The following is a 15,927-nucleotide window of genomic DNA, read 5'->3' as shown; positions in this document are numbered from 1 at the left end:
ATTAGCGACTAAAAATTCTTGAGCCATGACCATTCATATCTCACCCCATACTATAAAAGATACATCATTGATGCCAAATTTCGCTCTTCCCTTACCTTTAGGAGCAGTCGCCCTACTCTTATTAAGTGTCAATGCTTGCCAGCCAGCAAGTACTGATGTCTCTAGCAGCGACACAAAAGACTGGTCGTGTCAGACTCAAGAGACACCATTTCCCTATAGTGTTTGTAGCATTGGTGCTCAAGCCTTGATGGATGACCGCTATTCATTGAGATTGTTTTGGCAGCAGCCCGATAGTACGCAGCCATTACTTACTTTTGATACGTTATTGACGACTTTGCCAAGCAATCAGACGCTTAACTTTGCTATGAATGCTGGTATGTATAATGAAAAGTATGCACCGATTGGCTATACCGTCATCGAAGGTGAAGAAAAACGCGCCCTAAATCTCAAAGAAGGCGGTGGCAATTTTCACTTATTACCCAACGGCGTGATGTGGTGGGATAAATTGGGCAAGGTGCAAATTACGGAAAGCAACGCCTTTGACGATCAGCTTAAGAGCAGTGAGGCACAGCCTTGGTATGCCACTCAATCTGGCCCGATGCTGGTCATTAATGATAAGATACATCCACAATTTGACCCTGATAGCACCTCACTTAAGATTCGTAATGGTGCAGGTATTTGCGATGATGGCAGCATACAATTTGTCAGCAGCGAGGCGCCTGTGACGTTTTATCAGTTTGCATCGCTTTTTAAGGACGAGCTGCATTGCCAAAACGCCCTATTCTTAGATGGCGGGATTGCGTCAGCGTTATATGCGCCCAGTATTGATAAGCACGATAAAAAAGAGATGGGTGTGATGATTGGTGTGGTTGAAAATAAAGATTAGGCCATATTGTACATTCACATTATTTTGAATAAAAAGCACTTGAAATGACTTTGTCACTCAAGTGCTTTTTGCTGTATGGACAATAACTAAAAATTAACCGCCAAGACTCATCTTAGGACCAAACGGTTCGTAATGAACGCTATCGACACCGTGCTCTAACACCGTCAAGCCATCAATCATACTTTCCATAAATGGCATCGAACCACAAACATAAATATCGGCAGGCTTGGGCAGTTTAGTAAGCCAAGCCTCATCCAATAATTGCCCAGACTCAAAGTAAAAAATATGTGTCTCTACGATTTCAGCCATTGCTAACAATCTTTCTACCTCAGCAGTAAAGGCATGATGCGCTTTATTTTGACACGCATAAACCCAGATAATAGGACGCTTTGGATTGGCTGATACTTGCGCTTCTAACATCGATAACAAAGGAGTCACCCCAACGCCAGCACTCATCAACACCAATGGAATCTCGTTTTGTTGTACCAAATCTTGATTCAAGGCAAAGTCACCAGCAGGTGCAGACAATAAAACCGTATCACCAACTTCCAAATGGTCATGTAGATAGTTAGAAACCAAACCGTGATGCTCATTACGGTTGTCGCGTCTGACGGCAAATTGAATGCCTTTTTCGCTACTGGCAGAATACAAAGAATAATGGCGTAGAGCAATATGATCGCTATCTTTTGGGTCTGTTTTAACCGTAATATATTGACCAGCGGTTAAATTTAATTTGCTTAGATCTATATCTTGATCCTGCTCTGCGCTGTCGTTCACTGGTACAACGGTAAAAGCTGCGATATCCTTAGCTGCTGCCTCTTTTTCGGTGATGATAAAGGGCGCAAACTGTTGCCACATTGCCTTTTCATACATCCTATCTTCTATTTGAATGAATACCGAGGCAATTTCATCATAGGCTTCAGTCCAAGCCGTAATAATATCGTCAGTTGCAGCCTCGCCCAGCACTTCTTTTATCGCACCAATCAAATACTCACCAACGATAGGATAATGCTCAGGTAAAATTTGTAAGGCTCGATGCTTGTGACTAATTTGGGTCACTTGCGGCAATAGCGTGGCCAACTTATCCAAATGCTTAGCCGCTGCTAATACTGTCATTGCTAATGCAGTCTGTTGACGGCCTAATTTTTGATTGGTTTCATTAAATATATCCAGCAGTTCAGGATGTGCTTCAAACATATTTTTATAAAATACGGTGGTAATTGCCTTTCCATGCTCCTCGAGTACAGGAACAGTGGCTTTTACAATTTCTAAGGTTTTTGGTGAGGCCATATTATTTCTCTCATTCATTGATCAAATTAATAAGTTTGCAATTTAAAAATCACCGCGCCAGATAGTTGGTCATCTCTTCGACACCATGCAAGGTCATCGGATACATCTTATTATCAAACAGCTTTTTGATCTCTACGATGGTTTGGGTATACTGCCAATAGCTTAGATTTTCAGGATTGAGCCAAGCCACTTTATCAAAATGAGCAAGCACCCGCTTTAGCCATACGATGCCCGCTTCATTATTCATATATTCAAAGCTACCGCCCACTGTCATCAGCTCATATGGCGACATCGATGCATCACCAACGAAGATGACACGATACTCTCGACCATATTTATTGAGCAACTCAAACGTCGGCATTGGCGCGCTATGGCGACGGTTATTGTCCTTCCAAACATAGTCATACAGACAATTATGAAAGTAAAAAAACTCTAGGGTTTTAAACTCATTTCTTGCCGCAGAAAACAGCTTTTCAAGCGCCTCTACATGAATATCCATACTACCACCCACATCAAACAGCATCAACACCTTGACGCGGTTACGACGTTCCGCCTGCATGTGTATATCGAGCACGCCTTTTTTGGCAGTGCGTTTGATCGTCTCATTAATGTCGAGCTCATCAGCACTGCCTGTGCGCGCAAACTGGCGCAAATTGCGTAGTGCCATTTGGATTTGACGGGTACCAAGCTGGTTATCGTCATCGAGGTTACGATATTTGCGCTGCTCCCAGACTTTTGCGGCACTACGTTTACGCGATTCACCGCCGACACGCACCCCTTCTGGATGATCGCCATAAGCACCAAATGGCGATGTGCCGCCCGTTCCTACCCATTTACTGCCCCCTTGATGACGCGCTTTTTGCTCTTTTAAACGCTCCTCAAGTGCTTTCATTAATTCTTCAAGCGATCCGTATTTTTTCAGTAATCGCCTTTGTTCCTCAGTCAAGTTCTTCGGATCGAGCTTTAGATCCAGCCACTCTTTCGGAATGTCCGTCAACTTAGCCAAGAGCTCATCCATATCAAGACTATCGAGGCCTTCGAAATAGTCTGCCATCGCACGATCAAATTTATCAAAATGACGCTCGTCTTTGACCAGACACAGACGAATCAGCCGATACATATCTTCGCGGCTGGCAAAGGTAGACAACTCTGGATTTTCAGGATGTGGCTGCATCATGAGGCCTTGATCTAACGCGGCATTTAGATCGAGCAACTCACGCGTACTGACGGGCACGCCATAAGTACGTAAGGTGTAGAATAGTTTTATAAACATGAGTGGTATTGGCTCTTCTGTAATGTAACTATTGTATAGAATGATGGTTATTCTTCTGATGGATAATGATAATCCCATCGAAAGAAACCATGCTCCTTAAAACTCGAGCCACTTAAAGACTGCTTTTTACTTTTAATATGGTTTGGCGGTGGGCAAACCACATTGTTCATCCAGTAACCGATTTGCCGCCCTTCTTTTATCTCCATTAAATCATAGATTTCCTTGTGATAAGGATTCAACTCTGGCAATGAGTAAAAAACAAACTGCCCTATTGATAGCTTTATCCAATCTTCTGCATCTTGCGAATTTTTCAGCGGCGTTGCATGGACATTTGATTTAGCATTTAAAAAAAATTCATTGAAATTACTCATATTCCAATCGCAAAACTCAAGAGATTCCCTTTCCTTATAAGACATTTCATCTAAACGATCAATCACTTCTTCTGCCCAAGGTGAACAATCGTGGTAAAGCTCAATTTGACTCAGACTATACAAAATGTATTCAGCGACTAGTGCGCCTAATTCATGCAGAACTAAAGCTGGATGCTCACCACCTCCACCACCAATAATTAAGTTCTTGGGACTGCATGAGAAATCATAGTCGCCTGCATCACCATTTACATATGTTTCTATTGGGTGGTAAATCGGTAAGCCATTTAAATAACCAACAAGTTCATGCTTAATTGTATCTATATAACTCATTTAACACCTCAGCCTCTTTTCTATTTAATTAACGACGCATCATATTGGCAAAACGCTGCAACAAACTTACATCAGCTTCATTTTTGAGCAGCGCTCCATACAGTGGCGGGATGGATTTTTCACCGCGCAGATTTTCTTCTAATTCAGCTTGAGCCATATCGTCAGCAAGCAATAAGGTCAACCAATCGACCAATTCTGAGGTAGATGGTGGCTTTTTGAGTCCTTGAATGTTGCGCAATTTATAAAAAATATCGAGCGCATCATTGACCAGTTTTTCTTGAATATTGGGAAAATGCACGTCGATGATTTGGCGCATGGTTTCTTCTTCAGGAAAGTCGATATAATGAAAGAAGCAACGACGTAAAAAGGCATCTGGCAACTCTTTTTCGTTGTTTGATGTGATAATCACCACTGGGCGCTGCTCGGCAGTAATGGTTTCGCCTGTCTCGTAAACATAAAACGACATCTTATCAAGCTCGTGTAGCAAGTCGTTCGGAAACTCAATATCCGCCTTATCAATTTCATCAATCAATAGTACACTGCGCTCTTTACTGGTAAATGCCTCCCACAGTTTGCCAGGTTTGATATAGTTACCAATCTCATAAACCTTATCATCACCCAATTGCGAATCGCGCAAACGTGATACCGCATCATATTCATATAGCCCTTGCTCGGCTTTAGTCGTCGATTTGATGTGCCAAGTAATCAGCGGCATACCTAAACTCTCAGCCACCTCCTCAGCCAATAACGTCTTACCTGTGCCCGGCTCTCCTTTAATCAGCAATGGCTTTTGTAGCGTCATCGCCGCATTGACCGCTAACTGCAAATCGTCGGTGGCAATATAGTTTTGTGTACCAGTAAAGCTTTTTTTAGGGTTATCAGTCGTCATAATTAAGTCTCAGTTATTGTTATACATTAGGGCTATTAAGGTTCATAAAAAAGGGTAAGGGCAATGAATAATGGATAAACAATCATTTAGATTAGCACAGCCTCGTTCATTGCCAAAATACTCATGCGTTCGCAATAAATCACGAATGCTATAGTCAATATCAAATAAAACAAGGTCAAATATTATCACGCATTATCGAACCAACTTTCCTTTAATTACTATAGTCAGTGAAAAGTAATATCGATACATCATGCACAAAAAAAATCACGTACAAAAAAATAACCCACAAAAAAAGACACGCATGGTGTCTTTTTTATTTATAAAATTCTATCTTACTCAATGGCTCATGCTATACAAGCCAATTTTTAGAAGTTTTCCTTAGAACTAATTCTTAGAAATCTTTTTTAGAACTGATTCTTAGAAATAAGTATCACTTTACCGCTCATTAGACTTTTCGGTATTGGGTTTTTTCGCCAAGACACTGTCTTTTTTTAAGCTAACTTCTGTGTCAGGCTTAGCAGCTAAAGGCGTTGTATGAGACTGCGGAGTGAGATCAGGCTGCTCAGTTAAGGTTCCGCCTTCTGTCAAATAGTTCCCTGTCGTCAGCTGCATGGTCGCTTGCGTATCCTCTGCCGTACGACTACGGGCTTTGTCTAAACTTGACTCAAATGCACCGCGAATAAGCTGCCAAACAAAGCCAACAAACAATCCAACCACCAATACCACCAATATCGGTAGCATATTGGCAATCGCACCCGCTGGATCTTTCATCATAATCGCATAAACCACGCCAATGCTGGCCGGCGCAATCACACTTGGGTCACCAATGGCTGTTCCTGGTGCTAGCAATACGGCAAACAGCAGCATCCAGCTCATGCCACCCAAAGGACGAGGTAGCATGCGAGCGACTAACAACCACAGCACCAATACGATAATGACACCGCCGAGATAGGCATACATTGGTAAGTCTGCGGGCGGCACGTCTTTTACCAGCTGTCCCCACCAGATAACGATTTCGCCGAGAATATCGCTGATGGCTTCTAGCGGTAAGCTTTGTAAGATATTTTTTAACCAGTCCATGCGCGTTTCATTACCTGCGTTTATAAATGGTGCAACACGTTTTTGCGTTTAACCGTACATGATATATTTGGCCATACAATAAACAAGGCTGGATACATCATCAACATGTCCACTTGATAGGCTGCTAGTTTATCACGACTTCCTATTAAAATGCATGTGACCAAATGTTTCGTCAACTTTTTAAGACGTTGCTCTTTAACGAAGGAAGGAGCCAAAAACCCTCTCATAACAAACGCTTTAGCATAAAACAAACAAACTAATCATAGATATTGTCTTGTGCTTCGTGTGCACGCAGCTCTGCTTGGCGACGCATGATATCTTGCGGTGGCATTTGTACAAAATACCCTTGCGACTGTAATTTTGCCATCACCTCTTCTTTATCGACACGAGCAAGCGTTGGCCTGGTTGCCAAATCCAAATGCATGACGAACTTGCTACGACCTAAGCCTGCACGAAAGTCTTTCGGCAGGACACCCAACCAATCCTTAAGCTCTTCGGTATCATCAGGATAATCAGGACGCGCGATATAGACATACATATCATCGTGTTTGGAAAACTTATAAATATCACAATGCATAACAACACCCTCTCAAAAACTATTGTCATAGGTTAGCATATTTTAGACACATATCAGTAGCTGCTTTGGGTTTTGCTATGATGAATCGACTTAAAGTTTGTGCAATATTTTAGCAATCAAAGTGCTCAAATAATTTACGAAGTGGCTGATTATCCTTGGGAAAAATCATTTTTGCCAAAATTATTTATTTTAATGTCGCTGATGACTTGTAAAAGCATCTTGAACCTTTCATAATAAAAGCGTTTTTCAGGAGAGAGTTTGTAGGCACCGTTATACTATAAAAGACATCGTATTATCCGTATCGGTTACACGACGTATAGAGTGACTACATGACCACCGAAGGCGCAACCACCCTGCCAATCGCTCAGGTAAAAGGACTGAAAAACACATGTCATTCTTGTTTAATTCTGTGCTACTGATCGCACATTACATATAAACATAAGGCATAACAAATCTGGAGAGCGGTAAGAACGGACGACGTCTTACCCACCGAAGGGGAGAAAACGCGACATCATTTGATTTGGTTTTTAGAGGCTAATGCCTTGATAGACTAGCAATGATGGTTCGTGTTGAAAATCTCAGGTCACAGGACAGATAGGGCTTTTGCTTAAACCGACGTTCAGCGTCTGTTTGGCTGACGGCTTTATATTTGTTTTCTGTGCCACCCTTTGATGTAATATTTGCACCCTGCAATATTGCTTCTCACTACTATGATAATGCGCATTAGACATCGTACTTTTATTGAGTGCGACTGATGTACACATAAGGATTTGTTATGACTGATATGCAAGCTACCCATTCTCAAGATGCCGATTCAAACGCTCAAAACCAAGCACCTAAGCGCACCCCGCTTTATCAGTCACATGTCGATAGTGATGGCAAACTAGTGGATTTTTCTGGCTGGGAATTGCCGATTCATTATGGCTCACAAATTGAAGAGCACGAAGCCGTCCGTACGGATGCAGGCATGTTTGATGTCTCACATATGGTTGTCACCGATATCAAAGGCCCTGATACCAAAGCATGGCTACAAATGCTACTGGCCAACGATGTCGATAAATTAAAAACCGTTGGTAAAGCGCTTTATTCTGGCATGCTCAATGAGCAGGGCGGCGTTATCGATGATTTGATCGTCTATCTTATGAATGAAGACGCCACTGAATACCGCATCGTCTCTAACGCGGCTACCCATGACAAAGACTTAGCACAGTTTAACAAAGTCGCTGAAAGCTTTGATATTACTATCACCGAACGTCCAGAACTTGCCATGCTTGCTGTTCAAGGACCAAATGCGGTTGAAAAATTGGCACAAACCAAACCAAATTGGGCTGACACGTTAGCAGCGCTTAAACCTTTTGTTGGTGCTGATTTGACAGATATCGAAGGCACAGATTGGTTCGTCGCTCGCACAGGCTATACAGGTGAAGATGGTGTTGAAGTCATTATGCATGGTGACGATGCACCAGCGTTTTTTGAGCAACTAAAAGCTCATGGCATAAAACCTGCTGGCCTTGGCGCACGTGATACGTTGCGTATGGAAGCGGGCATGAACCTCTACGGTCATGACATGGACGAAACCATCAACCCTTACGAATGCAACATGGGCTGGACGCTCGCGCTAAAAGATGAGCGTGACTTTGTCGGCCGCGCGGCATTGGTTAGCAAGCGCAAACAGTCAAAAGAAGACAACACGGCTATGAAGCAAGTCGGTCTATTATTGACGACTCGCGGCGTATTACGTGAAGGCATGACGGTAACCATCAATCAAGGCACAGATAATGAGCAAACTGGCATTATCACCAGCGGTACATTCTCCCCTAGCCTAAAAAACTCTATAGCCATTGCGCGTGTGCCTGCCAGCGTATCAGATGATGATAACGTACAGGTGGATCTGCGCGGCAAAGGTAAATTCGTTGATGTACGCGTTCTAAAGCTACCGTTTGTCCGTAATGGCAAACAGCAATTTGACTCATAGGCTTTATAAATTCTATCATTAGCCTCCACGGGCTATAGTATTCCCTATTTTTTGTTAATTAACCTCTATCATCTAGGAGAGAGACCATGAGCAACATCCCAGCAGAATTAAAATATATCGCCAGCCACGAGTGGTTACGCTTAGAAGACGACGGTACGATCACCGTTGGTATCACAGACCATGCGCAAGACTTGTTGGGTGATGTGGTATTCGTTGAACTTCCTGACGTTGGCGACATCATCGCCGTTGATGATGAAATCTCAGTCGTTGAATCAGTAAAAGCCGCTTCTGACGTTTATGCCCCTCTTTCAGGTGAAGTGGTTGAAATCAATGACGCGCTAGAAGACGATCCTGAAATCATCAACTCTGACCCATATGGCGAAGGTTGGTTCTTTAGAATGAAGCCTGACAACATCGCTGACTACGAAGCACTTATGACGGCTGACGAGTACGAAAACGACTTGTAAGCAAGACATTAACGTCTTAAATAGCGATATCCAAAGTATATCGCTATTTATAAAATGCTCGTCCTCATAAGATAGTAAACCTGACTCAATATTATGGATACTGGCACCAGCTGTTATCTATATTCTCTATTTTGAACACCCTTTTTCATCAAAAGCGTTTATTGATCACGCTTATTGTTTGAAAACAGATTTATATATAGACCGCTACCAATCATTATCGTCCGATGTTATTGCTCCTAAGCGTTATCTCATTGACTCGTATTGATTATTTATTCAAGTCCCAATGCATACGTGCTATCAATAATGACTCAAACGGATAACCCAATTCCCAGTATGGATCCTAATATGAACCCCAACACTGACCATAAAGATACCGTTGCTACGCCCAGTCACACACCGCAATTACAGGCGTTTCGTGAGGTGGTAGAATCACGTCGTTCAGTGCGCCGCTTTACGGACACACCGATACCTGATGACGTATTAGCAGACTGTCTGCGTCTGGCGATGCTAGCGCCGAACTCTAGCAATCTACAGCCGTGGGAATTTTATGTGATTGATAACGTGGACAATCGCACGCGCGCGGTAAAAAACTGTATGAATCAAAACGCTGCAAAGACAGCAGCACGATTGATCGCGGTCGTTGCTCGCACCGATATTTGGCACGATCATGCCAAGCAAATTTTACGCGAATATCCTGATACACCCGTACCAAAAAAGGTTAAAGACTACTACACCAAAGTGGTGGCTATGGACTTTTTACGTGGGCCTGCCAATGTGGTATCCGCGGCTAAATGGGGCGCGACTCAAGTGGTCAGACGCGTAAAAGGACCGATTAAATCGCCTTATTATACCTTTGAAGACACCAAAAACTGGGCGACCAACAATACCGCACTTGCTGCTCAAAACCTGATGCTAGCACTGCGAGCACATGGATTTGATAGCTGTGCAATGGGCGGCTTCGATGAGCCTGCCATGAAGCAGCTGTTAGGTTTAAGCGACGATCAGCATATCATTATGATGATTGGTGCTGGCGCGCGTGCTGACAATGGCGTCTACAATACCCAATTCCGCTTCGATCAAGACCAGTTTGTGCATTATGTTTAGTGCATCAAATCATTATTTTTAGTTAATTAAATACTTTTATTACTCCCTTAACCAAGGATTGTCATGACTATCTCTCAAAACCCAACGTTTGATACCTTTCAAGGTTTATTTAACGAAGCTGAATTTGTCTATCGCCACTTAGGCTCAAATGACACCAAGCAAGCTGATCTACTTAGCGCTGTTGGCTATAAAGACATGGAAAGCTTTATCAACGATACCGTGCCTGAGCCAGTACGTTTGCATAAAGCATTGGATTTACCGTTAGCAATGAGCGAGCATGCCGCTTTAGCCAAACTGCGTAAGATGGCTGACAATATCACTGTCAATAAAAGCTATATCGGTCAAGGTTACTCGCCTGTACGCATGCCTGCGGTTATTCAGCGTAATGTCCTTGAAAATCCAGGCTGGTACACCGCTTACACCCCTTATCAAGCTGAAATTGCCCAAGGTCGCTTAGAAGCTCTGCTTAATTTCCAGCAAGTTTGTATTGATTTAACAGGTTTGGAGCTGGCTGGCGCATCGTTACTTGACGAAGCCACCGCAGCTGCGGAAGCCATGGCAATGTCCAAGCGTGTGAGCAAAAGTAAATCAACCCAGTATTTCGTCGATGATCGTGTTTATCCACAAACGCTAGATGTCATCAATACCCGTGCCAAATATTTCGGCTGGGAAGTGGTCGTTGGTGATTTTGAAACAGCCAAATCTGGCGACTATTTCGGTGCGTTATTTCAATATGTTGGTTCTGAGGGTGACGTTAAAGACTTAACGGACGTCATCAGTGCAGTAAAAGAAAATAAAACATACGTCAGTGTCGTGAGTGACATCATGAGTTTGGTGTTATTAAAATCACCAGCTGACATGGGCGCAGACGTGGCGCTAGGTAGCACCCAGCGTTTTGGTATTCCAATGGGCTTTGGTGGTCCACACGCTGCTTATTTTGCTTTTTCTGACAAAGCCAAGCGCTCTGCACCTGGCCGCATCATTGGTGTGTCAAAAGATGCGCAAGGCAATACGGCTCTACGCATGGCATTACAAACTCGTGAGCAGCACATTCGCCGCGAAAAGGCCAACTCAAATATTTGCACTTCACAAGTATTGCTCGCCAACCTCGCGGGTATGTATGCCGTTTATCATGGCCCAAAAGGTGTTAAGCGTATTGCGACCCGTATTCATGCGTTTGCCGCCGCCTTTGCTGCGGTTATTACAGAAGCCAATGATAGCAATCTAAGCGTGGTACATGATCAGTTCTTCGACACCGTTGTTATTGATTGTGGTTCAGAGAAATTGGCGACACAAATCTTTGAAAATGCCGACAATGTTGGTTATAACTTATGGCGTCTTGGCGACCAAAAATTGGCGGTTGCCTTTAGTGAAACCAGCGATCAGCAAGACTTCAAGGTTTTGACTCAGTTATTTGTCAGTAAATCACATGATCTACCTGAAGCGGCTACTGTGTCTCTTGATAGCGCCCATTTACGTACTGACGATATTTTGACGCATCCCGTGTTTAACTCGCATCACACCGAACATGAAATGCTGCGCTACTTAAAATCGCTTGAAAACAAAGATTTGGCGATGAATCGCAGTATGATTTCTTTGGGTAGCTGTACGATGAAGCTCAATGCGACCAGCGAGATGCTACCAATCACTTGGCCTGAGTTCGCCAATGTGCATCCTTTTGCACCGCGCGATCAAGTCACAGGTTACATTGCCATGATTGATAGCTTACAAGATCAATTAAAAGCCATCACTGGATTTGACGATGTGTCCATGCAGCCAAACTCTGGCGCGTCTGGTGAATATGCTGGATTGCTGGCGATTCGTCGTTATCATGAATCACTTGGCGAGACCAATCGTGACATTTGCTTGATTCCAATGTCAGCACATGGCACCAACCCTGCTACCGCTATGATGATGGGTATGACAGTGGTTGTAGTCAAAACCGATGAAAATGGCAACGTTGACATCGAAGACTTGACCGCTAAATGTGAAGAACATAGCGAGCGTTTGGGTGCGTTAATGATTACCTACCCATCGACACATGGTGTGTTTGAAGAAGGCATTCGTCATATCTGCGACCTTATACACAAACATGGCGGTCAGGTTTATATGGATGGCGCTAATATGAATGCTCAGGTAGGCATGATGCAGCCTGCGGATGTCGGGGCAGACGTGCTACACATGAACTTGCACAAAACCTTCTGTATCCCACATGGCGGCGGCGGTCCAGGCATGGGCCCTATCGGTATGAAATCACACTTGGCACCATTTATGGCCAACCATACCTTAAGCCCTGTCCATAATGCACAAAAAGACTGCTCAGCAGTATCGGCAGCGCCTTATGGCTCAGCGAGCATTTTGCCTATCTCATGGATGTACATTGCCATGATGGGCCGCGATGGTTTGCTCAAGGCGACTGAACTGGCGCTCTTGAACGCCAACTACGTGGCAGCTCAGCTTAAAGACCACTACCCTGTCTTATATACAGGCAAAAACGGCCGCGTTGCTCACGAATGTATCATCGATATTCGCCCGTTAAAAGAAGAGACTGGCATCACTGAAAGCGATATCGCTAAACGCTTGATGGATTATGGTTTCCACTCACCAACCATGAGTTTCCCAGTAGCGGGTACTTTGATGATTGAGCCGACAGAATCTGAGTCCAAAGAAGAGCTTGATCGCTTTATCAATGCCCTAAAATCTATCAAAGCGGAAGCACTCAAAGCCAAAGCGGGCGAAGACAACTGGACGTTAGAGAATAATCCATTGGTCAACGCCCCGCATACCGCTGCTATGGTAATCAATGGCGAATGGACACATCCGTATAGTCGTGAGACAGCAGCATTTCCACTGCCTTATATTCGTGCCAATAAATTCTGGCCAAGTGTGGCACGTGTCGATGATGCCTATGGCGACAAGAATCTAATGTGCTCTTGCCCAAGTATCGAAAACTATATGTAATCGAGGTTTTCGATAAACGATCACTTATATATAAAAGACCGCCAAGTCAGTAGCTGATTTGGCGGTTTTTATTTTGCGTGTACTTTGTCAAAATTTCTAATTACTGCCTAAACTTAACCACCCAGCCAACCTTTATCTAATCCACATTCTATCCAGTTCACTTTTACTTGATCAGTGATATTAGCGTTAGGATACGTAAACGCTGCACCGCCAAGATAAAGCTCGTCGCCAATCTCATAGGACTTTCCTTCAAATAGTAGCACTTCTTTAGCTACATCCCACGAAAAGGAAGTATCCGCTAATACCAACAACAAAGTATTGTCTTTCGTCGGCAGCTCTTTAGGATTCATAGTTAAAGTAAGACAGTTATTAAACTTTGTTAAATAGCCAAGCCCCATAGCGGTAAATCGACCGTTATATTTGGTTGGCGACCAAGTAGCAATTTGCAGAGGTGGCTTAGCTGCTAGAGGTTCGCTTACTGCTATCGTTTCTGGTACCTCTACTCTATAAGTAGTACAACCTGACAGTGAAAAAATAGCTAACATGAAGACAGAAAACCCAAGATAATTTGACAACTGTTACCCCTAAAGCGCTACTATAAGTAGATTGTCTATCCGCTCATTTGAATCAACAAGCGTTGATGATAGAGTTTATGATATTACTGATTTGGATATTATTATGCAACAAAAAGCTTTGAGACATAAAAACCGCGTTATTCTGATTCATGGGCTGCATCAAACTGCTTGGATTATGCGACCATTAGCCAAACGTTTACAAACGGCAGGGTTTGATACCCACCAATATAGCTATCGTAGTATGCGTGATGGTATCAAGGTAAATAGTGCCCGTCTTAATGAGTGGCTAGAACAAAACCACCATTCTGATCAGCCCATAGATTTGGTTGGTCATAGTTTGGGCGGTTTGATTATTCGTGATTTTGTTGTGCAGTATCCCAAGTGGCAGATTGGGCGCTGTGTCACCCTTGGAACACCACATATAGGTAGCGTTTGTGCCGATTATATTTGGCGATTAACGCCCGCTGTGGTGGGTCGCTCATATATTGATGCATTAGATGGAACCGTAGCGCCGTTACCGAAATACATTATTCTTGGTGTGATTGCTGGTAGTCAGCCTTATGGTTTGGGGCAATTCTTTTTGCAATACCATAATCGCAAACAGCGCAAAATAGACAAGCTGTTACCAGTGCATCAGCTTATACATGATGGCACAGTATATGTAGAAGAGACGAAAATCGAGGAGGCAGCTGATCATATCGTCATGCCAGTCTCACATACTGGCATGTTGGTTAATAAGCAAGTCGCGGAGCAGACCTGCTATTTTCTGGAGTACGGGCACTTTAATCACGAAATACCCGATTAATAAAGGTGATAGAACTCATTAAACTTTGATACCCATCCCTTGCTGCAATTCAGTTTTGTGTTTTTCGATAACGGGTATCAACGTATGCACCACCCATTCATTGCGCCAGCCTTTTAACCCTTGCGGTAGCTCGCTTAGTTCTTTATCAAAAGCAATCAATTCGTACAGCTGCCCTAGCCATTTTTTACGCATCAATACGTTAGCAGGCACGCCAATCGTTTCTGCTTGATCATCTATCGCTTGTTCTACTGCTTTTGACAGGACTTTGTTTTTTGAACGATAAGGCGGCAACAGACAGTCTGGATATTCAGCAGGATGAAGGTTTTTGGCGTCTTTTATCACCTTAAGCAACTCTTCACCATACAGTCGCAACATGCTACGGTGCATCGTGGTTTTGTGTGCCAACTCTCGCATATTGCTCGGCTTTTCAGTGATAATCTCGCGTACGGCTTGTTTTTTGATGACAAAGGTACGTGGCTGATTGGTCGCACGTGCCAGCTCTTCTCGCCAAGTCGCCACCGCTTTTAAAATCGCCATTTGCTGCGCGTTATAGCGATAATCTGCCATTGTTAGGTACATCGCTTCATCTTCGACGTGCTGAGCGGCATGTAAATCGCTGGCATAAAGCTGACAGTCCGCCCATACATACTCAAAGAGGCCTTGGTTTTTTAGGTTATATTCAAGACTTAAATAGAGCGCTGGCAAAAATCGTACATCATCAATGGCATACTGTTCCTGCTCATCTGATAACGGACGTTGTAACCAGTCCGATTGGCTTTGTTCTTTATCAATGTGTATGTCCAATTGGTCAGCAAGCGCTTGCTGATAACCCATTTGCAATTGACCGGTCAAATAAGACAACGCAATTTGCGTATCAAAAATATTGGTCAATGGTGGACAACCAGACAACAGATAAAAAATACCCAAATCTTCACCGCAAGCATGCCAAATAGCGACATCGACCTTAGCAAGCGCCTGCCAAAGCTCGGCTAATTGCAACTGCGGCGCATCTAGCAAATAGATATGGTCGCCCGTATTTAGCTGTACCAGTGCCAAGCGTGGATAATAAGTATCACGCTTAATGAATTCTGTGTCTAATGCAACACGCCCGCAATTGGCTAACGCATCAATCACCTCATCCAATTGGCTTTGCTCGCGCACCCAAGTGACATCAACATCATCCGCCATATTTAACAGTGCATCGATATCTATTTGTGAAGGTGAATTTACTGACGATATATCAATACTAGATGACGTCTCTAACAATTCGTCAGTGATATCAGTGATATTTTTTTGAGGGTTTGAAGCGTTATTGGACACGGGCAGATACCTGCATAAATAAAA

At 43.4% G+C, this 15,927-nt stretch carries 14 protein-coding genes and 2 riboswitches; of the genes, 6 read left to right on the top strand and 8 right to left on the bottom strand.

The features are described from left to right. The first annotated feature begins 70 nt into the window (after positions 1 to 70). Positions 71 to 886, top strand: a complete 816-nt coding sequence (locus JMX48_RS04540) for a phosphodiester glycosidase family protein (RefSeq protein WP_201534865.1) — start codon at positions 71 to 73, stop codon at positions 884 to 886. 93 nt (positions 887 to 979) lie between these two features. Here the strand turns inward: JMX48_RS04540 and JMX48_RS04535 are convergent, their stop codons facing one another. The 6 genes from JMX48_RS04535 to JMX48_RS04510 form a co-directional block, all read right to left on the bottom strand. Further along, positions 980 to 2,176, bottom strand: coding sequence for a globin domain-containing protein (locus JMX48_RS04535; RefSeq protein ID WP_201534862.1), 1,197 nt, complete (start codon positions 2,174 to 2,176; stop codon positions 980 to 982). Positions 2,177 to 2,225: 49 nt separating this feature from the next. Further along, the gene (locus JMX48_RS04530) at positions 2,226 to 3,449 is read right to left on the bottom strand and encodes a vWA domain-containing protein (RefSeq protein WP_201534860.1); all 1,224 of its coding nucleotides are present in this window, start codon (positions 3,447 to 3,449) and stop codon (positions 2,226 to 2,228) included. Between the two features lie 47 nt (positions 3,450 to 3,496). Continuing rightward, complete coding sequence (locus tag JMX48_RS04525; protein WP_201534858.1) at positions 3,497 to 4,150, bottom strand: hypothetical protein; 654 nt, start codon at positions 4,148 to 4,150, stop codon at positions 3,497 to 3,499. A gap of 28 nt (positions 4,151 to 4,178) precedes the next feature. Further along, positions 4,179 to 5,039, bottom strand: a complete 861-nt coding sequence (locus tag JMX48_RS04520) for an AAA family ATPase (RefSeq protein WP_201534856.1) — start codon at positions 5,037 to 5,039, stop codon at positions 4,179 to 4,181. Between the two features lie 435 nt (positions 5,040 to 5,474). Then, positions 5,475 to 6,119, bottom strand: a complete 645-nt coding sequence (locus JMX48_RS04515; RefSeq protein WP_201534854.1) for a hypothetical protein — start codon at positions 6,117 to 6,119, stop codon at positions 5,475 to 5,477. Between the two features lie 256 nt (positions 6,120 to 6,375). Beyond that, entirely contained in the window at positions 6,376 to 6,696 is a 321-nt protein-coding gene (locus JMX48_RS04510) for a YcgL domain-containing protein (RefSeq protein WP_201534852.1), read from the bottom strand. 237 nt (positions 6,697 to 6,933) lie between these two features. Beyond that, positions 6,934 to 7,086: riboswitch (glycine riboswitch) on the top strand. A gap of 54 nt (positions 7,087 to 7,140) precedes the next feature. After that, a riboswitch (glycine riboswitch) is annotated at positions 7,141 to 7,300 on the top strand. A gap of 171 nt (positions 7,301 to 7,471) precedes the next feature. Here JMX48_RS04510 and gcvT point away from each other — a divergent pair. The 4 genes from gcvT to gcvP all read left to right on the top strand — a co-directional run bounded on the left by gcvT (position 7,472) and on the right by gcvP (position 13,203). Beyond that, on the top strand, positions 7,472 to 8,671 hold the full coding sequence (gcvT, locus tag JMX48_RS04505) for a glycine cleavage system aminomethyltransferase GcvT (protein ID WP_413786347.1): 1,200 nt from the start codon (positions 7,472 to 7,474) through the stop codon (positions 8,669 to 8,671). An 86-nt stretch (positions 8,672 to 8,757) separates the two neighbouring features. After that, positions 8,758 to 9,138, top strand: coding sequence for a glycine cleavage system protein GcvH (gene gcvH, locus JMX48_RS04500; protein WP_201534850.1), 381 nt, complete (start codon positions 8,758 to 8,760; stop codon positions 9,136 to 9,138). Between the two features lie 345 nt (positions 9,139 to 9,483). Further along, positions 9,484 to 10,242 carry a nitroreductase family protein gene (locus tag JMX48_RS04495; RefSeq protein WP_201534847.1) on the top strand — a complete coding sequence of 253 codons (759 nt, stop codon included), beginning with the start codon at positions 9,484 to 9,486 and terminating at the stop codon, positions 10,240 to 10,242. Positions 10,243 to 10,305: 63 nt separating this feature from the next. After that, positions 10,306 to 13,203: an aminomethyl-transferring glycine dehydrogenase gene (gene gcvP, locus JMX48_RS04490; RefSeq protein ID WP_201534844.1), complete on the top strand. Its 2,898-nt coding sequence runs from the start codon at positions 10,306 to 10,308 to the stop codon at positions 13,201 to 13,203. A gap of 113 nt (positions 13,204 to 13,316) precedes the next feature. Here the strand turns inward: gcvP and JMX48_RS04485 are convergent, their stop codons facing one another. Continuing rightward, complete coding sequence (locus tag JMX48_RS04485) at positions 13,317 to 13,748, bottom strand: hypothetical protein (RefSeq protein ID WP_201534841.1); 432 nt, start codon at positions 13,746 to 13,748, stop codon at positions 13,317 to 13,319. A 133-nt stretch (positions 13,749 to 13,881) separates the two neighbouring features. Between JMX48_RS04485 and JMX48_RS04480 the strand changes: the two genes are divergently transcribed. Further along, positions 13,882 to 14,583, top strand: a complete 702-nt coding sequence (locus tag JMX48_RS04480; protein ID WP_201534839.1) for an esterase/lipase family protein — start codon at positions 13,882 to 13,884, stop codon at positions 14,581 to 14,583. Positions 14,584 to 14,601: 18 nt separating this feature from the next. On the opposite strand, the gene JMX48_RS04475 is transcribed toward JMX48_RS04480, so the two are convergent. Next, the gene (locus tag JMX48_RS04475) at positions 14,602 to 15,903 is read right to left on the bottom strand and encodes a ribonuclease D (protein ID WP_201534836.1); all 1,302 of its coding nucleotides are present in this window, start codon (positions 15,901 to 15,903) and stop codon (positions 14,602 to 14,604) included. Between the last annotated feature and the right edge of the window lie 24 nt (positions 15,904 to 15,927).

The sequence above is a fragment of the Psychrobacter immobilis genome (assembly GCF_904846225.1).
Lineage (GTDB): Bacteria > Pseudomonadota > Gammaproteobacteria > Pseudomonadales > Moraxellaceae > Psychrobacter > Psychrobacter immobilis_F.
Note: the sequence above shows the minus strand (reverse complement) of the source record. Positions and strands in the feature narration are given on the sequence as shown.

What these genes read in the sequence shown, in the direction of transcription:
- JMX48_RS04540 (WP_201534865.1), top strand. Translation starts at nt 71, where the DNA reads ATGCCAAATTTCGCTCTTCCCTTACCTTTAGGAGCAGTCGCCCTACTC.
- JMX48_RS04535 (WP_201534862.1), bottom strand. Translation starts at nt 2,176, where the DNA reads ATGGCCTCACCAAAAACCTTAGAAATTGTAAAAGCCACTGTTCCTGTA.
- JMX48_RS04530 (WP_201534860.1), bottom strand. Translation starts at nt 3,449, where the DNA reads ATGTTTATAAAACTATTCTACACCTTACGTACTTATGGCGTGCCCGTC.
- JMX48_RS04525 (WP_201534858.1), bottom strand. Translation starts at nt 4,150, where the DNA reads ATGAGTTATATAGATACAATTAAGCATGAACTTGTTGGTTATTTAAAT.
- JMX48_RS04520 (WP_201534856.1), bottom strand. Translation starts at nt 5,039, where the DNA reads ATGACGACTGATAACCCTAAAAAAAGCTTTACTGGTACACAAAACTAT.
- JMX48_RS04515 (WP_201534854.1), bottom strand. Translation starts at nt 6,119, where the DNA reads ATGGACTGGTTAAAAAATATCTTACAAAGCTTACCGCTAGAAGCCATC.
- JMX48_RS04510 (WP_201534852.1), bottom strand. Translation starts at nt 6,696, where the DNA reads ATGCATTGTGATATTTATAAGTTTTCCAAACACGATGATATGTATGTC.
- gcvT (WP_413786347.1), top strand. Translation starts at nt 7,472, where the DNA reads ATGACTGATATGCAAGCTACCCATTCTCAAGATGCCGATTCAAACGCT.
- gcvH (WP_201534850.1), top strand. Translation starts at nt 8,758, where the DNA reads ATGAGCAACATCCCAGCAGAATTAAAATATATCGCCAGCCACGAGTGG.
- JMX48_RS04495 (WP_201534847.1), top strand. Translation starts at nt 9,484, where the DNA reads ATGAACCCCAACACTGACCATAAAGATACCGTTGCTACGCCCAGTCAC.
- gcvP (WP_201534844.1), top strand. Translation starts at nt 10,306, where the DNA reads ATGACTATCTCTCAAAACCCAACGTTTGATACCTTTCAAGGTTTATTT.
- JMX48_RS04485 (WP_201534841.1), bottom strand. Translation starts at nt 13,748, where the DNA reads ATGTTAGCTATTTTTTCACTGTCAGGTTGTACTACTTATAGAGTAGAG.
- JMX48_RS04480 (WP_201534839.1), top strand. Translation starts at nt 13,882, where the DNA reads ATGCAACAAAAAGCTTTGAGACATAAAAACCGCGTTATTCTGATTCAT.